We start from the raw sequence: 12,943 nt of genomic DNA on the forward strand, positions 1-12,943 counted from the left end.
GGCGGTGGCGGCGCCGGCAAGCGCTCCAGCGTCCCCAGCTGGGACGAGATCATGTTCGGGACGAAGAAGGACTGAGCGCCCGCCGAGGACGTGCTCCCCGCGTCCGCGTCACCCTCGGCCTCGACCTGACCCTCGACCTCGTCCTCGACCCGGGGCTCGGCCGTCGTCGCGGCCGGGGGAGCGGGCAGCACGGTGCGGTCCTGCAGCTCGTCGGGCGCCGACGCCGCGGGGTGGGCGGGCGGCGGGTCGGCCAGCAGCGCGTCGACCCGCGGTGCGGCGGCGGAGGCGTCGAGCAGCTCGCCGGAGCCGTCCTCGGAGCCGTCCTCGGAGCCGTCCTCGGCGCGGTCCCCGGCCGGTTCTCCGGACCGCCGGTCCGCCGGCTCCGCGCCGTCGGCACCGCCGTCCGCCTCGACGTCCGGGTGCGGCGGGGAGGGCCGCACCCCCCGCTGCGCGTCCAGCGCGTCGAGGATGTCGCCGGTGCTCGGCCGCGCCGGGCGCCGCTCGCCCGCGCCGTCCTGGCGGCGGCCGCGCTCGCTGGTGCGCACGCCGCCGTCGGCCTCGACGTCGTAGACGCGCTCGGAGGCGGGACGGCCCTCGCCGACCAGGGAGACCAGCCGGCGCGAGGGCAGCGGGCCGGCCTCGGCCGGTTCCTCCTCGCTGAGCCAGCGGGCCTCGTCGTCGCGCGCGGACAGCACCCGCGCCGCCGGGTCGAAGCCCCAGCGGGCGACGCGGCCGCGGCCACCGGCCACGAACTCGCACTGCACCGTCCAGCCGCCGTCCTCCTCGCGCCAGGAGTCCCAGCGCGCGCCCTCGGGGTCGACGGCGCGGGCGGTCAGCCGGGCCACGACGACCTCGTCGAGGGTGCCCGCCGCGCCGCGCCCGAACGGCGTGCGCCGCGCCAGACCCGCGACGTGGGAGCGCTCGGCCAGCACCGGGCCCTCGTAGCGGCGCACGTGCTCCAGCGTCAGCCCGCCGGCGGCCGCGACGTCCTCGGCGCTCTCGCCGGAGCGGATGCGCGCCTGGATGTCGCGCGGGCGCAGCTGCGCCTCCATCTGGATCTGCAGCTGACCCAGGCGCGCGCGGTCGCGGCGCACGGCCGCGCGCAGCGCCTCGTCCACCCGCAACCGGTAGCGGTTGCCGTCGGGAGCCACGAGCACGACGTGCTCGCCGTCGTCGTGGACCCCCACGAGCCTCAGGTCCTGCATGAGGGGCGCCCTCCCGGAAGTGTCGCCGTCGCGCTGACCAGCCTGCCGACCGCCGGCCGACCCGCGAGCCGACGTGGTGTCGGGAGTGCACTCTGCCACCTCCGGCGGCAGCCGGGAGGACCCGGCGCCCCGCTGCGCCGCGACGGCGGTGAGAATGGCCCCGTGAGCGATGCCAGCAGCGATGCCAGCCCCTACGACGCCCTCCTGCTGCTGTCCTTCGGCGGGCCGGAGGGTCCCGACGACGTGATGCCGTTCCTGGAGAACGTCACCCGCGGGCGGGGGATCCCCCGCGAGCGCCTGCAGGCGGTGGCCGAGCACTACCTGCACTTCGGCGGCAAGAGCCCCATCAACGACCAGAACCGCGAGCTGCTCGCGCAGCTGCGCCGCGAGCTCGACGCCCGCGGCCTGGACGGGCTGCCGCTGCTGTGGGGCAACCGCAACTGGGACCCCTACGTCACCGACGTGCTGCGCGAGGCGCACGAGCGGGGCGCGCGGCGGGTGCTCACCGTCTTCACCAGCGCCTACTCCTCGTACTCCAGCTGCCGGCAGTACCGCGAGGACCTCGCGGGGGCGCTGGGCGTCCTCGCCGGCGAGGGCCGCGCGCTGGAGGTCGACAAGATCCGGCACTACTTCAACCACCCGGCCTTCACCGACGTCAACGGCGCGGCCGTGGCCGACGCCCTCGCCGCCCTGCCCGAGACCGTGCGCGACGGCGCCCGCGTCGTCTTCGTCACGCACAGCATCCCGACGGCGATGGACGACGCCTCCGGGCCGCCCGCGGCCGGCGGCGGCGCCTACGTGCGCCAGCACCTCGACGTGGCCGCCGAGGTCGCGCGGGTGGCGGGGGAGCGGGCCGGGCGCGCGCTGGAGTGGGACCTGGCCTACTGCTCGCGCAGCGGCCCGCCCTCGCAGCCGTGGCTGGAGCCGGACGTCAACGACCACCTGCGCGCCCTGCACGCCGGCGGCACCAGCGCCGTCGTCGTCGCGCCGATCGGCTTCGTCAGCGACCACATGGAGGTCAAGTTCGACCTCGACACCGAGGCCGCCGAGACCGCCGAGGAGATCGGGCTGCCGTTCGCGCGGGCCGCGACGGTCGGCGCCTCCGAGCGCTTCGTGGCCGGCCTGGTCGACCTCGTGCAGGAGCGCGCCGAGGTCGCGCGCGGCGGCCGCCCGCCGCAGCCGGCCAGCGGCGGGCTCGGGCCCTCGCACGTGCTGTGCCCCGTCGACTGCTGCCGCAACCTGCGCGCCGACCTGCCCGCCGCGACGGGCGAGGACTACGTCGCCCCCGCCGCGGTGTGAGCGCCGTCGTGGACGGCGGCGCCCCCGGCGGGGCGCAGGAGGTCGCCGCGCTGCGCGCGGTGGCCGAGCAGGTGGCCCGCGCCGCCGGGGAGCTCATCTCCAGCGGCCGCCCGGACCGCGTGGAGGTGGCCGCGACGAAGTCGAGCCCCACCGACGTCGTGACGGCGATGGACACCGCCTCCGAGCGGCTGCTGCGCACCGAGCTGGCGCGGTTGCGGCCCGGGGACGGCTTCCTCGGCGAGGAGGGCGGCCACGAGCCGGGCTCCAGCGGGCTGACGTGGGTGGTCGACCCCATCGACGGCACCGTCAACTACCTCTACGGCCTGCGCGCGTACGCGGTGAGCGTGGCGTGCGTGCGCGACGCCACCCGCCCCCTCGGGCGGCCGGAGCCGGCCACCTGGACGGTCCTGGCCGGGTGCGTGCACGACCCCGCCGGCCAGGAGACCTGGTCGGCCGGCCTCGGGCAGGGCGCCACGCTCGCCGACGCCCGCGGCACCCGCCGCCTGAGCGCCCCGGCCGGTCCCGCGCTGGAGCAGGCGCTGGTGGCCACGGGCTTCGGCTACGACGCCGGGCGCCGCGCCGAGCAGGCCGCGGTGGTCGCGCGGCTGCTGCCGCGGGTGCGCGACCTGCGCCGCATCGGCACCGCGTCCCTGGACCTGTGCTCGGTGGCCGCCGGGCGGGTGGACGCCTACTACGAGCGGGGGCTGAACCCCTGGGACTTCGCCGCCGGGCTCCTGGTCGCCACCGAGGCGGGGGCCGTCGTCACCGACTTCGGCGGCGCCGCTCCCGGCGGCCACGGCCTGCTGGCGGCGGGGCCCGCGCTGCACCCGGTGCTGCGCGAGGCCCTCGCGCTCGGCTAAGGACCGGTCGGGACCCGCGACGACGCGGAGCGACGGGGCCGGGACGACGCAGAGCCCGACCCCCGCGGGGGTCGGGCTCTGCGCGGTGCCCGGGCGGCGCCGGTGGGCGGCGCGGCGGGCGGTGGGTCGGTGGTTCAGGCGGTCGCGCAGGTGGAGCCCGCGCGCAGGTCGACCGCGCGCAGGTCCACGGCGTGCCGGCGGACCTGCTGGTCGGCCAGGTAGGCCACGGTGTCGGGCAGCGCCACGTCGTGGGCCGCGGCGAGGTCCACGAGGGACTCGAGGTCGTCCAGGAAGGCCTGGGCGAGGTCGTCGTCGCCGGCTGCGGCGGCGGAGTCGATGGTGGCGCGCGTCCGCTGGACGCGCTCGGACAGCTCGGCCACGAACGTCGGCGTCGTCGAGCCGGTGTCGGTGGTCGGCTGGGGGGCCGACGGGGCGTCGGTCGCGGACGTGGTGGTCACGTCGAGCCGACGGGGTTCCTGCACGGGCACGGCACCTCCCTGGGGATCTCGGGGCCCGGCGCCTCGGGGCCCGGCGCGGTGCGCGGGGGAGAGCGGCCGGCGGCTGGGACGCTTGCAGCGTACGGCCCCGCGGCCGCGCGTCCAACTCCCCCGTGTCGGCCGCTGTGGACGGCCGGGGACCCCTCGATGCGTTGCGTGACGCCGGATGTGCGCTGCGGGACGGGTCTGCGCCGTGCGGTCCACGGGGCCCCGGACGGGCGCTCGGCGGGGGGCCGACCGGGGAGCACCGGCTCCGTCGGCCGCTGGTCACCCGCTGGTCACCCGCTGGTCACCCGCTGGTCACCGGGCGCGGGAACGGCGGGTGCCCGCGGGCCGTTGGCACCTCCCGACGCGCCCCGGTTCGTGGTGCGCCCGCGGGTAGGTCATGATGCGTGCTCGCTCGGGCATGGACCGGGCGCGAACAGCGTTGAGCCCGCGGCAGCAACAGGCCGGACGAGAAGCATGGAGTGTGAGGCAAGGTCATGGCGACCGACTACGACGCGCCGCGCAAGAGCGACGACGAGCTGAACGAGGACTCCATCGAGGAGCTCAAGGCCCGTCGCACCGACAAGAGCTCGGGCACCGTCGACGAGGACGAGACGGAAGCCGCCGAGGGCTTCGAGCTGCCCGGGGCGGACCTGTCCAACGAGGAGCTGTCGGTGCGGGTCCTGCCGCGCCAGCAGGACGAGTTCACCTGCACCAGCTGCTTCCTCGTCGTGCACCGCAGCCAGCTGCGCGAGCAGCCGGACGGGCGGATCATCTGCACCGACTGCGCCGCCTGATCAGCGGCGGCGCGTGATCGCCTCCGCCAGCCGCCGCGGGCGGCGGGTGGAGACGATCCAGTAGGGCGCGGGGTCGGCGGGGTCGTCGAGGTGGACCCGCACCGCGGTGGGCACCCACGAGCGCACCGCCAGGTGCGCCCGGGCGTCCAGCCCGGGGCCGAGGGCGGCGCGCCGCTCCTTCGCGGCGATCACGTCCACGCCGGAGACGACGTCGAGGGGCAGCCGCGCCCGCCCCACCCGCAGGTGCGTGCCGGTGACCTCCACCGTCCACGCCATGCTCAGCAGCACCCCCGCGGCCAGCGCGGCGCCCAGCAGGGCGCCGACGAGGGCTCCCCGCCCGCCCCAGACCGGCAGCGCCACGAGCGCTCCGCCGACGACCGCGTGCAGACGGCCTCGCGTGGAACCCCCGAGCGGCGCAGCGGTAGGGTCGAGACCCGTGACGCACCACCTCGCGGCGCACGCGACCGAGCCGGACGGGGCGACCCTGGAGGTCCCCACGGTGCTCGGCGTGCCCGAAGCCCTGCCCACCTACGCCCACCCGGGCGACGCGGGTGCCGACCTCACCACCCGCGTCGACGTCGTCGTCGGCCCGGGGGAGCGCGTCACCGTCCCGACCGGGGTCTCCATCGCGCTGCCGGACGGCTACGCCGCCTTCGTCGTGCCCCGCTCGGGCCTGGCCGCCCGGCGCGGGCTGACGACGCTCAACGCCCCCGGCACGGTCGACGCCGGCTACCGCGGCGAGGTCCGCGTCACCCTGCACAACACCGACCTGCGCGAGAGCGTCGAGCTGGCGGCCGGCGACCGCATCGCCCAGCTCGTCGTCCAGCGCGTCGAGCGCGTCCGCTTCGTGCCGGTGGCGCAGCTGCCGGGGTCCGTGCGCGGCAGCGGCGGGCACGGCTCCACCGGCGGTGCGCACGCGCTGGTGGCCACCGCGCCGACCGAGGCGCCGACCGAGGCGCCGACCGCCCCGTCGACCGACCCGATCGAGAACCCCGAGGAGCGACCGTGAGCCTGTTCCGCCGCCGCAAGGTCGCCGACTCCGCCGTCCGGGACGGCGCGGCCGACGGCACGACCGCGTCCGGGGACGGGGCGAGCGCCACGACCGCGGAGAGCGGCGCCGAGCCCGCCACCGCCGCCCACGGCGTCGTCGACGACCCGCAGGCGCGCGAGGCCGTCGGCGACGTCGACGCCCCCGGTGCCGAGACCGCCGACGCGAACGCCGCCGGGGCCGTCGACCAGGCCGTCGACGAGGTCGCCTTCGACCGCTCCGGCGGCCCCTTCGACGTCTCCGAGGTCGAGGACGAGGACGGCCGGCTGCCCCTGGGCGGGCTGCGCCTGGCCGGCCGCGAGGGCATGGAGCTGCGCTTCGAGGTCGAGGAGGCCTCGCAGCGCGTCATCGCCGTCACCGTCGTCCTGGGCGGCTCCACGGTGCAGCTGCAGACCTTCGCCGCGCCCCGCAGCTCCGGCGTCTGGGACGAGATCCGCCCCGAGATCGCCCAGGCGGTCGTGGCGCAGGGCGGCGCGGCCGAGGAGCGCACCGGGCCGCTGGGGCGCGAGCTGCTGTGCCGGCTGCCGGTGCGCACCGAGGACGGGCGCACCGGTCACCAGCCCACCCGCTTCGCCGGGGTCGACGGCCCGCGCTGGTTCCTGCGCGCGGTCTTCTCCGGCCCGGCCGCCGTCGACGCCGCGGCGGCCGCGCAGCTGGAGGCCGTGGTGCGCGACGTCGTCGTCGTCCGCGGCCCCGAGGCCATGGCCCCCCGCGAGCTGATCCCGCTGGCGCTGCCGCAGCAGCCCGGCGCCGCTCCCGCGGCGCCGCAGGACGGGCCGGCGGACGAGCAGGAGCAGGAGCGGGCGGGCGGCGGGGCGCAGCAGCGCGAGGAGCTGAAGCCCTTCGAGCGCGGCCCCGAGATCACCGAGGTGCGCTGACGTGCCCTCGTCGCCGACGCCCTCCCGGGGGAACAGCGCACCGCGCGGGGGCGTTCCACCACGGTCACGTCGGGAGGGTCCTACTGTGGGTGCCGTGTCGAAGACCTCAGTGCTGAGCACGCCGCTGTGGCGCCGCGCGCTCCAGCGGTTCACCGCCTCGGAGTCCGACCTGGCCGCCGAGGAGGCCACCGAGGACGCCGTCCGCAACGGCGGGACGCCGTGCGGGCAGGTCCCCGACCGCACCAAGGCCTGCGTCTGCGGGACGCTGCGCTCGGTGACGACCCGTCCCCGCGGGGGCGTGCCCGCCCTGGAGGCCGAGCTGTTCGACGGCTCCGGCTCGGTCTCGCTCGTCTGGCTCGGCCGGCGCCGCATCGCCGGCGTCGAGGCGGGCAGGCGCGTCAAGGCCAGCGGCCTGGTCGCCTGCGACGACGGCCACCGGGTCATCTTCAACCCCGTGTACGAACTCATCTGCCCCGAGAAGGCGTGAGCGCGGACGCCGACCGTCCCGCGGTCGCGGGCGCCGCGCCCGAGGCGGCGCCGAGCACCGTCGAGGAGCTCGTGCGCCGGCGGCTGTCGGTGGCGCTGGGCGGCTGGCGGGGGCTGCTGGACTCCGCCGCCCCCGCGCTGGCCTTCCTCGTCACCTGGCTGCTCACCAGCGACGTGCTGACGTCGGTGGGCGCCTCGGTGGCCGTCCTGCTCGTGGCGCTGGTGGCGCGCCTGGCGCGCCGGGAGACCGTCCAGCACGCCCTGGGCGGCATCCTCACGACGGCCGTGGCGGCGTTCATCGCCTCCCGCACCGGCCGCGCCGAGGACGTCTTCCTGCCGGGCATCCTGCTCAACTGCGCCCTCGCCGTCGTCTTCGCGGTCTCGATGCTGCTGCGCTGGCCGGTCGTGGGCTTCCTCGTGGGAGCCGTCACCGAGGACCCGACGGCGTGGCGGCGCGACCGCGGCATCGTCTCGCTGTGCCAGAAGCTGACGGCCCTGCTGCTGGCCGGCTACGTCGTGCGGGCGGGGGTGCAGCTGCCGCTGTACCTGTCCGGGGAGACGACCGCGCTGGCGGTGAGCAAGCTCGTGCTGGGCTGGCCGCTGCTGGTCGCCGGGGTCGCCGTCGCGAGCCTGCTGCTGCTCAAGGGCCGCACCCCGCTGGCGCCCGGCGCCGGCGCCTGAGCGCCGCGCCGGACCCGCGCTCAGCGCGTGCCGAGGATGGCGCGCAGGTCCGCCTCGGCGTCGGGCACCGACAGGAACAGCAGGTGGTCGCCGGCCTCGAGGACGTCGTCGGGCGTCGGCGGCAGCGGCCGCTCGGCGCGCACGATCGCCACGAGGACGGTGTCGCGCGGCAGCCGCACCTCCCCGACGGTGCGGCCCAGCACGGGGCTGTGCTCCTCCAGGGTGTACTCGGCCATCGAGGCCTGCCCCTGCTGGAAGGTGAACAGCCGCACGAGCTCGCCGACGCTGACGGCCTCCTCGACGAGGGCGGTCATCAGCCGCGGCGTGGAGACGGCGACGTCGACCCCCCACGCCTCGTCGAAGAGCCACTCGTTCTTGGGGTTGTTCACCCGGGCGACGGTGCGCGGCACGCCGTACTCCGTCTTGGCCAGCAGGGAGACGACGAGGTTGGCCTTGTCGTCGCCGGTGGCGGCCACCACGACGTCGCAGTCGGCCAGCTCGGCCTCGTCGAGGCTGGAGATCTCGCACGCGTCGGCCAGCAGCCACTGCGCGTCCGGCACGCTGGTGATCTTCATGGCGGCCGGGCTGCGGTCGATGAGCAGCACCCGGTGGCGGTTGGCCAGCAGCTCGCGCGCGATGGAGCGCCCGACGATGCCCGCGCCGGCGATGACGACCCGCATCAGGACTCCCCTCCCGGAGCGGCGGCGAGCACGGCCGTGGCCGTCGCGACGCGCTCGTCGGCGACGACGACGTGCACCACGTCGCCCTCCTGGTGGGCCATCCCGCGGACCGGGACGATGCCCTGCCCCAGCCGGGTGACGTAGGCCACGCGCACCCCGGCGGCGGCCTCCAGCGCGGACAGCGGGTGCCCCACCCACGCGTCGTGGACGGGGACCTCCACGAGGACCACCCGCCCGGAGGCGTCGCGGAACTCGCTGAGCGCGCCCTGCGGCACCAGGCGGCGCAGCACCTGGTCCGCGGTCCAGCGCACCGTGGCGATCGTGGGGATGCCCAGGCGCTGGTAGACCTCGGCGCGGCCGGGGTCGTAGATGCGCGCGACGACGTTCTGCACGTCGAACTTCTCCCGCGCCACCCGCGCGGCGAGGATGTTGGAGTTGTCGCCCGAGGAGACGGCCGCGAAGGCGCCGGCCTCGTGGATGCCGGCCTCGACGAGGGTGTCGTGGTCGAAGCCCACCCCGGTGACGCGCTGGCCGGCGAAGGAGGGGCCGAGGCGCCGGAAGGCGTCGGCGTCCTGGTCCACCACGGCGACGCTGTGCCCGCGGGCCTCGACGGTCAGGGCCAGGCTGGAGCCCACCCGGCCACAACCCATGATCACGAAGTGCACGTCCGCTCCGGTCCCTCGATCCAGCCAGCCCGCGCGACGCTACCGCGTCCGGGCGCCCGCCCGGACGGCAGACCCCGCCCCAGGACCTACCATCCTGAGACGTGCCCTCTGTGACCGACGCGGTCAAGCGCGTGCTGGTCGGGCGGCCGTTCCGCAGCGAACGGCTGTCCGAGACCCTCCTGCCCAAGCGCATCGCGCTGCCCGTCTTCGCCTCCGACGCGCTGAGCTCGGTCGCCTACGCGCCCGACGAGATCTTCCTGACCCTCTCGATCGCGGGCATCGCCGCCTACGCCTTCTCGCCGTGGATCGCGCTGGCGGTCGTCGTCGTCATGTTCGTCGTCGTCGCCTCCTACCGGCAGAACGTGCACGCCTACCCCTCGGGAGGCGGCGACTACGAGGTCGCGACGGTCAACCTGGGCCCCAACGCCGGCCTGACCGTCGGCAGCGCGCTGCTCGTGGACTACGTCCTCACCGTCGCGGTGTCGATCTCCTCGGGCGCGCAGTACGCCGCGGCGGCGGTCCCGCTGCTGCGCGGGCACGAGGCGCTGTTCGCCGTCGCGCTGGTGGTGCTGCTGATGTCGGTGAACCTGCGCGGGCTCAAGGAGAGCGGCGCCGCGTTCGCCGTCCCCACGTACATCTTCATGGCCTCGATCCTGGGGATGGCGCTGTGGGGCCTCGTGCGGCTGCTGCTGGGCGACCTGCCGGACGCGCCGAGCGCGGGGCTGGACCTCACCGCGGAGCACGACGTCTCTGGCGGCCTGACCAGCCTGGCCGGCGCCTTCCTGATCCTGCGCGCGTTCTCCTCCGGCGCCGCGGCCCTCACCGGTGTGGAGGCCATCAGCAACGGCGTGCCCGCCTTCCGCAAGCCGAAGAGCGCGAACGCCGCCACGACGCTGCTGCTGCTGGGCCTGACGAGCGTGACGATGCTCGTCAGCATCATCGCGCTGGCGCGCGCGACCGGGATCCGCTTCGCCGAGGACCCGGCCACCCAGCTGCTGCGCGACGGGGTGCCCGTGGGCGACGGCTACGTGCAGGACCCGATCATCGGGCAGCTGGCGGCCACGGTCTTCGACCACTTCCCCGTCGCCTTCTACGTCGTGACCGCCGCCACCGGCGTCATCCTCGTGCTGGCCGCCAACACGGCCTTCAACGGCTTCCCGGTGCTCGGCTCGATCCTGGCCCGCGACGGGTTCCTGCCCAAGCAGCTGCACACGCGCGGCGACCGGCTGGCGTTCTCCAACGGCATCATCGCGCTGGCCGTCGCGGCGATCGTGCTCATCCTCGCCTTCGACGCCGAGGTGACCCGGCTCATCCAGCTCTACATCGTCGGCGTCTTCGTGTCCTTCACCATGAGCCAGACCGGCATGGTCCGGCACTGGACGCGGCACCTGCGCACCGAGACCGACCCGGCCCGGCGCGCGCAGATGCGCCGCTCGCGGGTCATCAACTCCGTCGGCCTGGGCCTGACGGGCCTGGTGCTCGTCATCGTCCTGCTGACGAAGTTCACCCAGGGCGCCTGGATCGCCATCCTGGCGATGGTCTTCGTGTTCGTGAACATGAAGCTCATCCGCCGCCACTACACCTCGGTGGCCCGCGAGCTGGAGATCGCCCCGGACGCCAAGGCGAAGGCGCTGCCGACCGGTGTGCGCAGCGTCGTGCTCGTCTCCAAGCTGCACAAGCCCACGCTGCGGGCGCTGGCGTTCGCGCGGGCGGCCAAGCCCACCGAGCTGCAGGCCGTCACCGTGGCCGTCGACCCCGAGGAGAGCGCCGCCCTGCAGCAGCGCTGGGAGGCGCTGGGCGTCCCGGTGCCGCTGACCGTGCTGGACTCCCCGTACCGCGAGATCACCCGGCCGATCGTCGAGCACGTCAAGGCCCTGCGGGCGCGCCACCCGCGCGACCTGGTCGTCGTCTACGTGCCCGAGTACGTCGTGGGCCACTGGTGGGAGACGCTGCTGCACAACCAGTCCGCGCTGCGGCTGCGGGCCCGGCTGCGCTACCAGCCGGGCGTGATGGTGGCCAGCGTGCCGTGGCAGCTGGCCAGCTCCGAGGGCCTGGAGGAGCGCGCCGAGCGGGCCGCGCCCGGCGTCGTGCGCCGCGGCACCTTCGGCCCCTCGCCCTCCGTGCCGCCACCGGCCGACCCCGGCGCCGACGGGGCCGCCGGCGAGGGCACCGGCGCGGGCACCCGGGGGACCCGGTGAGCCCCGCCGGCGAGGGCGCCGCGCCCCGGCGCCGCCGCACCCGCGCGCGCAGCGCGGGCGGTGCCGACGCGGTCGGCACCGAGCTGCTCCTGGAGGTCGGCCCGGTCGCCCACGGCGGGCACTGCGTGGCCCGCCACGAGGGCCGCGTCGTCTTCGTGCGCCACGCCCTGCCGGGCGAGCGGGTGCGCGCGCGCGTCACCGAGGGGGCGGAGGGCTCCGCGTTCTGGCGCGCCGACGCCGTCGAGGTGCTGCGGGCGGCGCCGGAGCGGGTGGAGCCGGCCTGCCCGGTCGCCCGGCCGGGGCTGTGCGGCGGCTGCGACTTCCAGCACGCCACCGGCGAGCGCCAGCGCGAGCTGAAGGCGGAGGTCGTCGCCGAGCAGCTGCGCCGCCTGGCCGGCGTGGAGCGCGAGGTCGTCGTCGAGGAGGTCGGCGAGGGGCTGCGCTGGCGCACCCGCACCCAGTTCGCCGTGGACGCCGAGGGCCGCACCGGGCTGCGCAAGCACCGCTCGCACGAGGTCGTCCCGCTGCAGGACTGCCCCATCAGCACCGGGGCCGTCGTCGGCAGCGGCGTGCTGGGGGCGCGCTTCGGCAACGTGGGCACCGTCGAGGTGGCCGCCGGTTCCGACGGCGCGCCGCCGCTGGTGGTCGTCACCCCCGCGCCCGGCCGGCACGCCCACCTGCCCAAGCTGCCGGACGCGTCGGTGGCCGTGCGCACCGCCGACGGGCTGCACCGGGTCTCGGGGCGCACCTGGGTGGGGGAGCGGGTGCTCGTGCGCGGGCACGAGCACGCCTTCCGCGTCGGCGGCGCCGGGTTCTGGCAGGTCCACCCCGCCGCGCCCGCCGTGCTCGGCGAGGCCGTGCTGGGCGCGCTCGCACCGCGCGAGGGCGAGGCGGCCCTGGACCTGTACGCCGGTGCCGGGCTGTTCACCGCGCTGCTGGCGCGCGCCGTGGGCCCCGACGGCTCCGTGCTGTCGGTGGAGGGCGAGGAACGGGCGGTGCGCGACGCGCGCAAGTCCCTGCACGACCAGCGCCACGTCGAGATGTGGCAGGGGCGCGTGGAGGAGGCGCTCGCCGACGCCGAGCTGCGCGGGCGGCGCACCGACGTCGTCGTGCTCGACCCCCCGCGCGCCGGCGCGGGCCGGGAGGCCGTCGCGGGGATCGCCGCGCTGCGCCCGCGCGCGGTGGCCTACGTCGCCTGCGACCCGGCCGCGCTGGCCCGCGACCTCGCCGCCTTCGCCGAGCTGGGCTACCGGCTGGAGGCGCTGCGCGCCTTCGACCTGTTCCCGCAGACCCACCACGTGGAGTGCGTGGCCCTGCTCGTCCCGCAGGGCTGAGGCCGCCCGGCCGGCCGGTGCGCCGCCCTCAGGCGAGCCGGCCGACGTGGGCCAGCCACAGCACCAGCAGCGCGGTCAGCAGCACCGACGCGGCGACCCCGGCGCGGGTGACCAGCAGGACGCCGGCGAGGTCCACGCGCTCCCAGCGGGTGCGGGCCGCGGCGCGCAGCCGCGCGCGCCGGTCGGGGACCTCGCGCTCGGGCACGGCGCGCAGGCCGTCGAGCACGGCGCCGAGGAGGGCGGGCGAGCCCGCGTCGGCCAGCTCGACGGCCAGGGGGGTGCGGCGGGTGGGCATCGCCACCTGCGGGCGGGCGTCGGCCCGGTGCTGGG

At 76.8% G+C, this 12,943-nt stretch carries 15 protein-coding genes; 9 read left to right on the forward strand and 6 right to left on the reverse strand.

Going from position 1 to position 12,943, the window contains the following annotated elements; translation table 11 throughout:
* Positions 1-1,205 (reverse strand): septation protein SepH (sepH, locus tag GTQ99_RS11550; protein ID WP_166615883.1); only part of this gene is annotated, 1,205 nt, incomplete at its 3' end.
* 162 nt (positions 1,206-1,367) lie between these two features.
* Between sepH and GTQ99_RS11555 the strand changes: the two genes are divergently transcribed.
* A complete protein-coding gene (locus GTQ99_RS11555; RefSeq protein WP_166615884.1) occupies positions 1,368-2,504 on the forward strand; it encodes a ferrochelatase in 1,137 nt (378 codons plus the stop codon).
* The gene (locus GTQ99_RS11560; RefSeq protein ID WP_338074931.1) at positions 2,501-3,364 is read left to right on the forward strand and encodes an inositol monophosphatase family protein; all 864 of its coding nucleotides are present in this window, start codon (positions 2,501-2,503) and stop codon (positions 3,362-3,364) included. Before GTQ99_RS11555 ends, GTQ99_RS11560 begins: the two co-directional genes overlap by 4 nt.
* Positions 3,365-3,498: 134 nt before the next feature.
* Here GTQ99_RS11560 and GTQ99_RS11565 read toward each other — a convergent pair whose 3' ends face one another.
* Positions 3,499-3,846 (reverse strand): hypothetical protein, encoded by a 348-nt coding sequence (locus GTQ99_RS11565; protein WP_166615885.1) that lies wholly within the window; start codon positions 3,844-3,846, stop codon positions 3,499-3,501.
* A 497-nt stretch (positions 3,847-4,343) separates the two neighbouring features.
* Here GTQ99_RS11565 and GTQ99_RS11570 point away from each other — a divergent pair, with 497 nt between their 5' ends.
* On the forward strand, positions 4,344-4,643 hold the full coding sequence (locus tag GTQ99_RS11570; RefSeq protein WP_166615886.1) for a DUF4193 domain-containing protein: 300 nt from the start codon (positions 4,344-4,346) through the stop codon (positions 4,641-4,643).
* Here GTQ99_RS11570 and GTQ99_RS11575 read toward each other — a convergent pair whose 3' ends face one another.
* Positions 4,644-5,003 (reverse strand): DUF3093 domain-containing protein, encoded by a 360-nt coding sequence (locus GTQ99_RS11575; protein WP_166615887.1) that lies wholly within the window; start codon positions 5,001-5,003, stop codon positions 4,644-4,646.
* 124 nt (positions 5,004-5,127) lie between these two features.
* Here GTQ99_RS11575 and dut point away from each other — a divergent pair, with 124 nt between their 5' ends.
* From dut to GTQ99_RS11595, 4 genes are all read left to right on the forward strand, one after another.
* Positions 5,128-5,652, forward strand: coding sequence for a dUTP diphosphatase (gene dut / locus GTQ99_RS11580; protein ID WP_166615895.1), 525 nt, complete (start codon positions 5,128-5,130; stop codon positions 5,650-5,652).
* Positions 5,649-6,569, forward strand: coding sequence for a DUF3710 domain-containing protein (locus GTQ99_RS11585; RefSeq protein WP_166615888.1), 921 nt, complete (start codon positions 5,649-5,651; stop codon positions 6,567-6,569). Before dut ends, GTQ99_RS11585 begins: the two co-directional genes overlap by 4 nt.
* 85 nt (positions 6,570-6,654) lie before the next feature.
* Positions 6,655-7,056: an OB-fold nucleic acid binding domain-containing protein gene (locus GTQ99_RS11590; RefSeq protein ID WP_420814548.1), complete on the forward strand. Its 402-nt coding sequence runs from the start codon at positions 6,655-6,657 to the stop codon at positions 7,054-7,056.
* Positions 7,053-7,736 (forward strand): DUF3159 domain-containing protein, encoded by a 684-nt coding sequence (locus tag GTQ99_RS11595; RefSeq protein ID WP_166615890.1) that lies wholly within the window; start codon positions 7,053-7,055, stop codon positions 7,734-7,736. The genes GTQ99_RS11590 and GTQ99_RS11595 overlap by 4 nt, the downstream gene beginning before the upstream one ends.
* A gap of 20 nt (positions 7,737-7,756) precedes the next feature.
* On the opposite strand, the gene GTQ99_RS11600 is transcribed toward GTQ99_RS11595, so the two are convergent.
* Both GTQ99_RS11600 and GTQ99_RS11605 read right to left on the reverse strand, forming a co-directional pair.
* A complete protein-coding gene (locus GTQ99_RS11600) occupies positions 7,757-8,416 on the reverse strand; it encodes a potassium channel family protein (RefSeq protein WP_166615891.1) in 660 nt (219 codons plus the stop codon).
* Positions 8,416-9,081, reverse strand: coding sequence for a potassium channel family protein (locus tag GTQ99_RS11605; RefSeq protein ID WP_338074934.1), 666 nt, complete (start codon positions 9,079-9,081; stop codon positions 8,416-8,418). Before GTQ99_RS11605 ends, GTQ99_RS11600 begins: the two co-directional genes overlap by 1 nt.
* Positions 9,082-9,182: 101 nt before the next feature.
* Between GTQ99_RS11605 and GTQ99_RS11610 the strand changes: the two genes are divergently transcribed.
* Both GTQ99_RS11610 and GTQ99_RS11615 read left to right on the forward strand, forming a co-directional pair.
* A complete protein-coding gene (locus GTQ99_RS11610) occupies positions 9,183-11,279 on the forward strand; it encodes an amino acid permease (RefSeq protein ID WP_166615892.1) in 2,097 nt (698 codons plus the stop codon).
* Positions 11,276-12,613, forward strand: a complete 1,338-nt coding sequence (locus GTQ99_RS11615; protein WP_338074935.1) for a class I SAM-dependent RNA methyltransferase — start codon at positions 11,276-11,278, stop codon at positions 12,611-12,613. Before GTQ99_RS11610 ends, GTQ99_RS11615 begins: the two co-directional genes overlap by 4 nt.
* A 28-nt stretch (positions 12,614-12,641) precedes the next feature.
* On the opposite strand, the gene GTQ99_RS11620 is transcribed toward GTQ99_RS11615, so the two are convergent.
* Positions 12,642-12,943, reverse strand: a 302-nt coding sequence (locus GTQ99_RS11620; RefSeq protein ID WP_166615893.1) for a hypothetical protein, incomplete at its 5' end; no start/stop codon positions are given.

Source organism: Kineococcus vitellinus (assembly GCF_009906315.1).
In the GTDB taxonomy this organism is placed as follows: domain Bacteria; phylum Actinomycetota; class Actinomycetes; order Actinomycetales; family Kineococcaceae; genus Kineococcus; species Kineococcus vitellinus.

What these genes read in the sequence shown, in the direction of transcription:
- GTQ99_RS11600 (WP_166615891.1), bottom strand. Translation starts at nt 8,416, where the DNA reads ATGCGGGTCGTCATCGCCGGCGCGGGCATCGTCGGGCGCTCCATCGCG.
- GTQ99_RS11570 (WP_166615886.1), top strand. Translation starts at nt 4,344, where the DNA reads ATGGCGACCGACTACGACGCGCCGCGCAAGAGCGACGACGAGCTGAAC.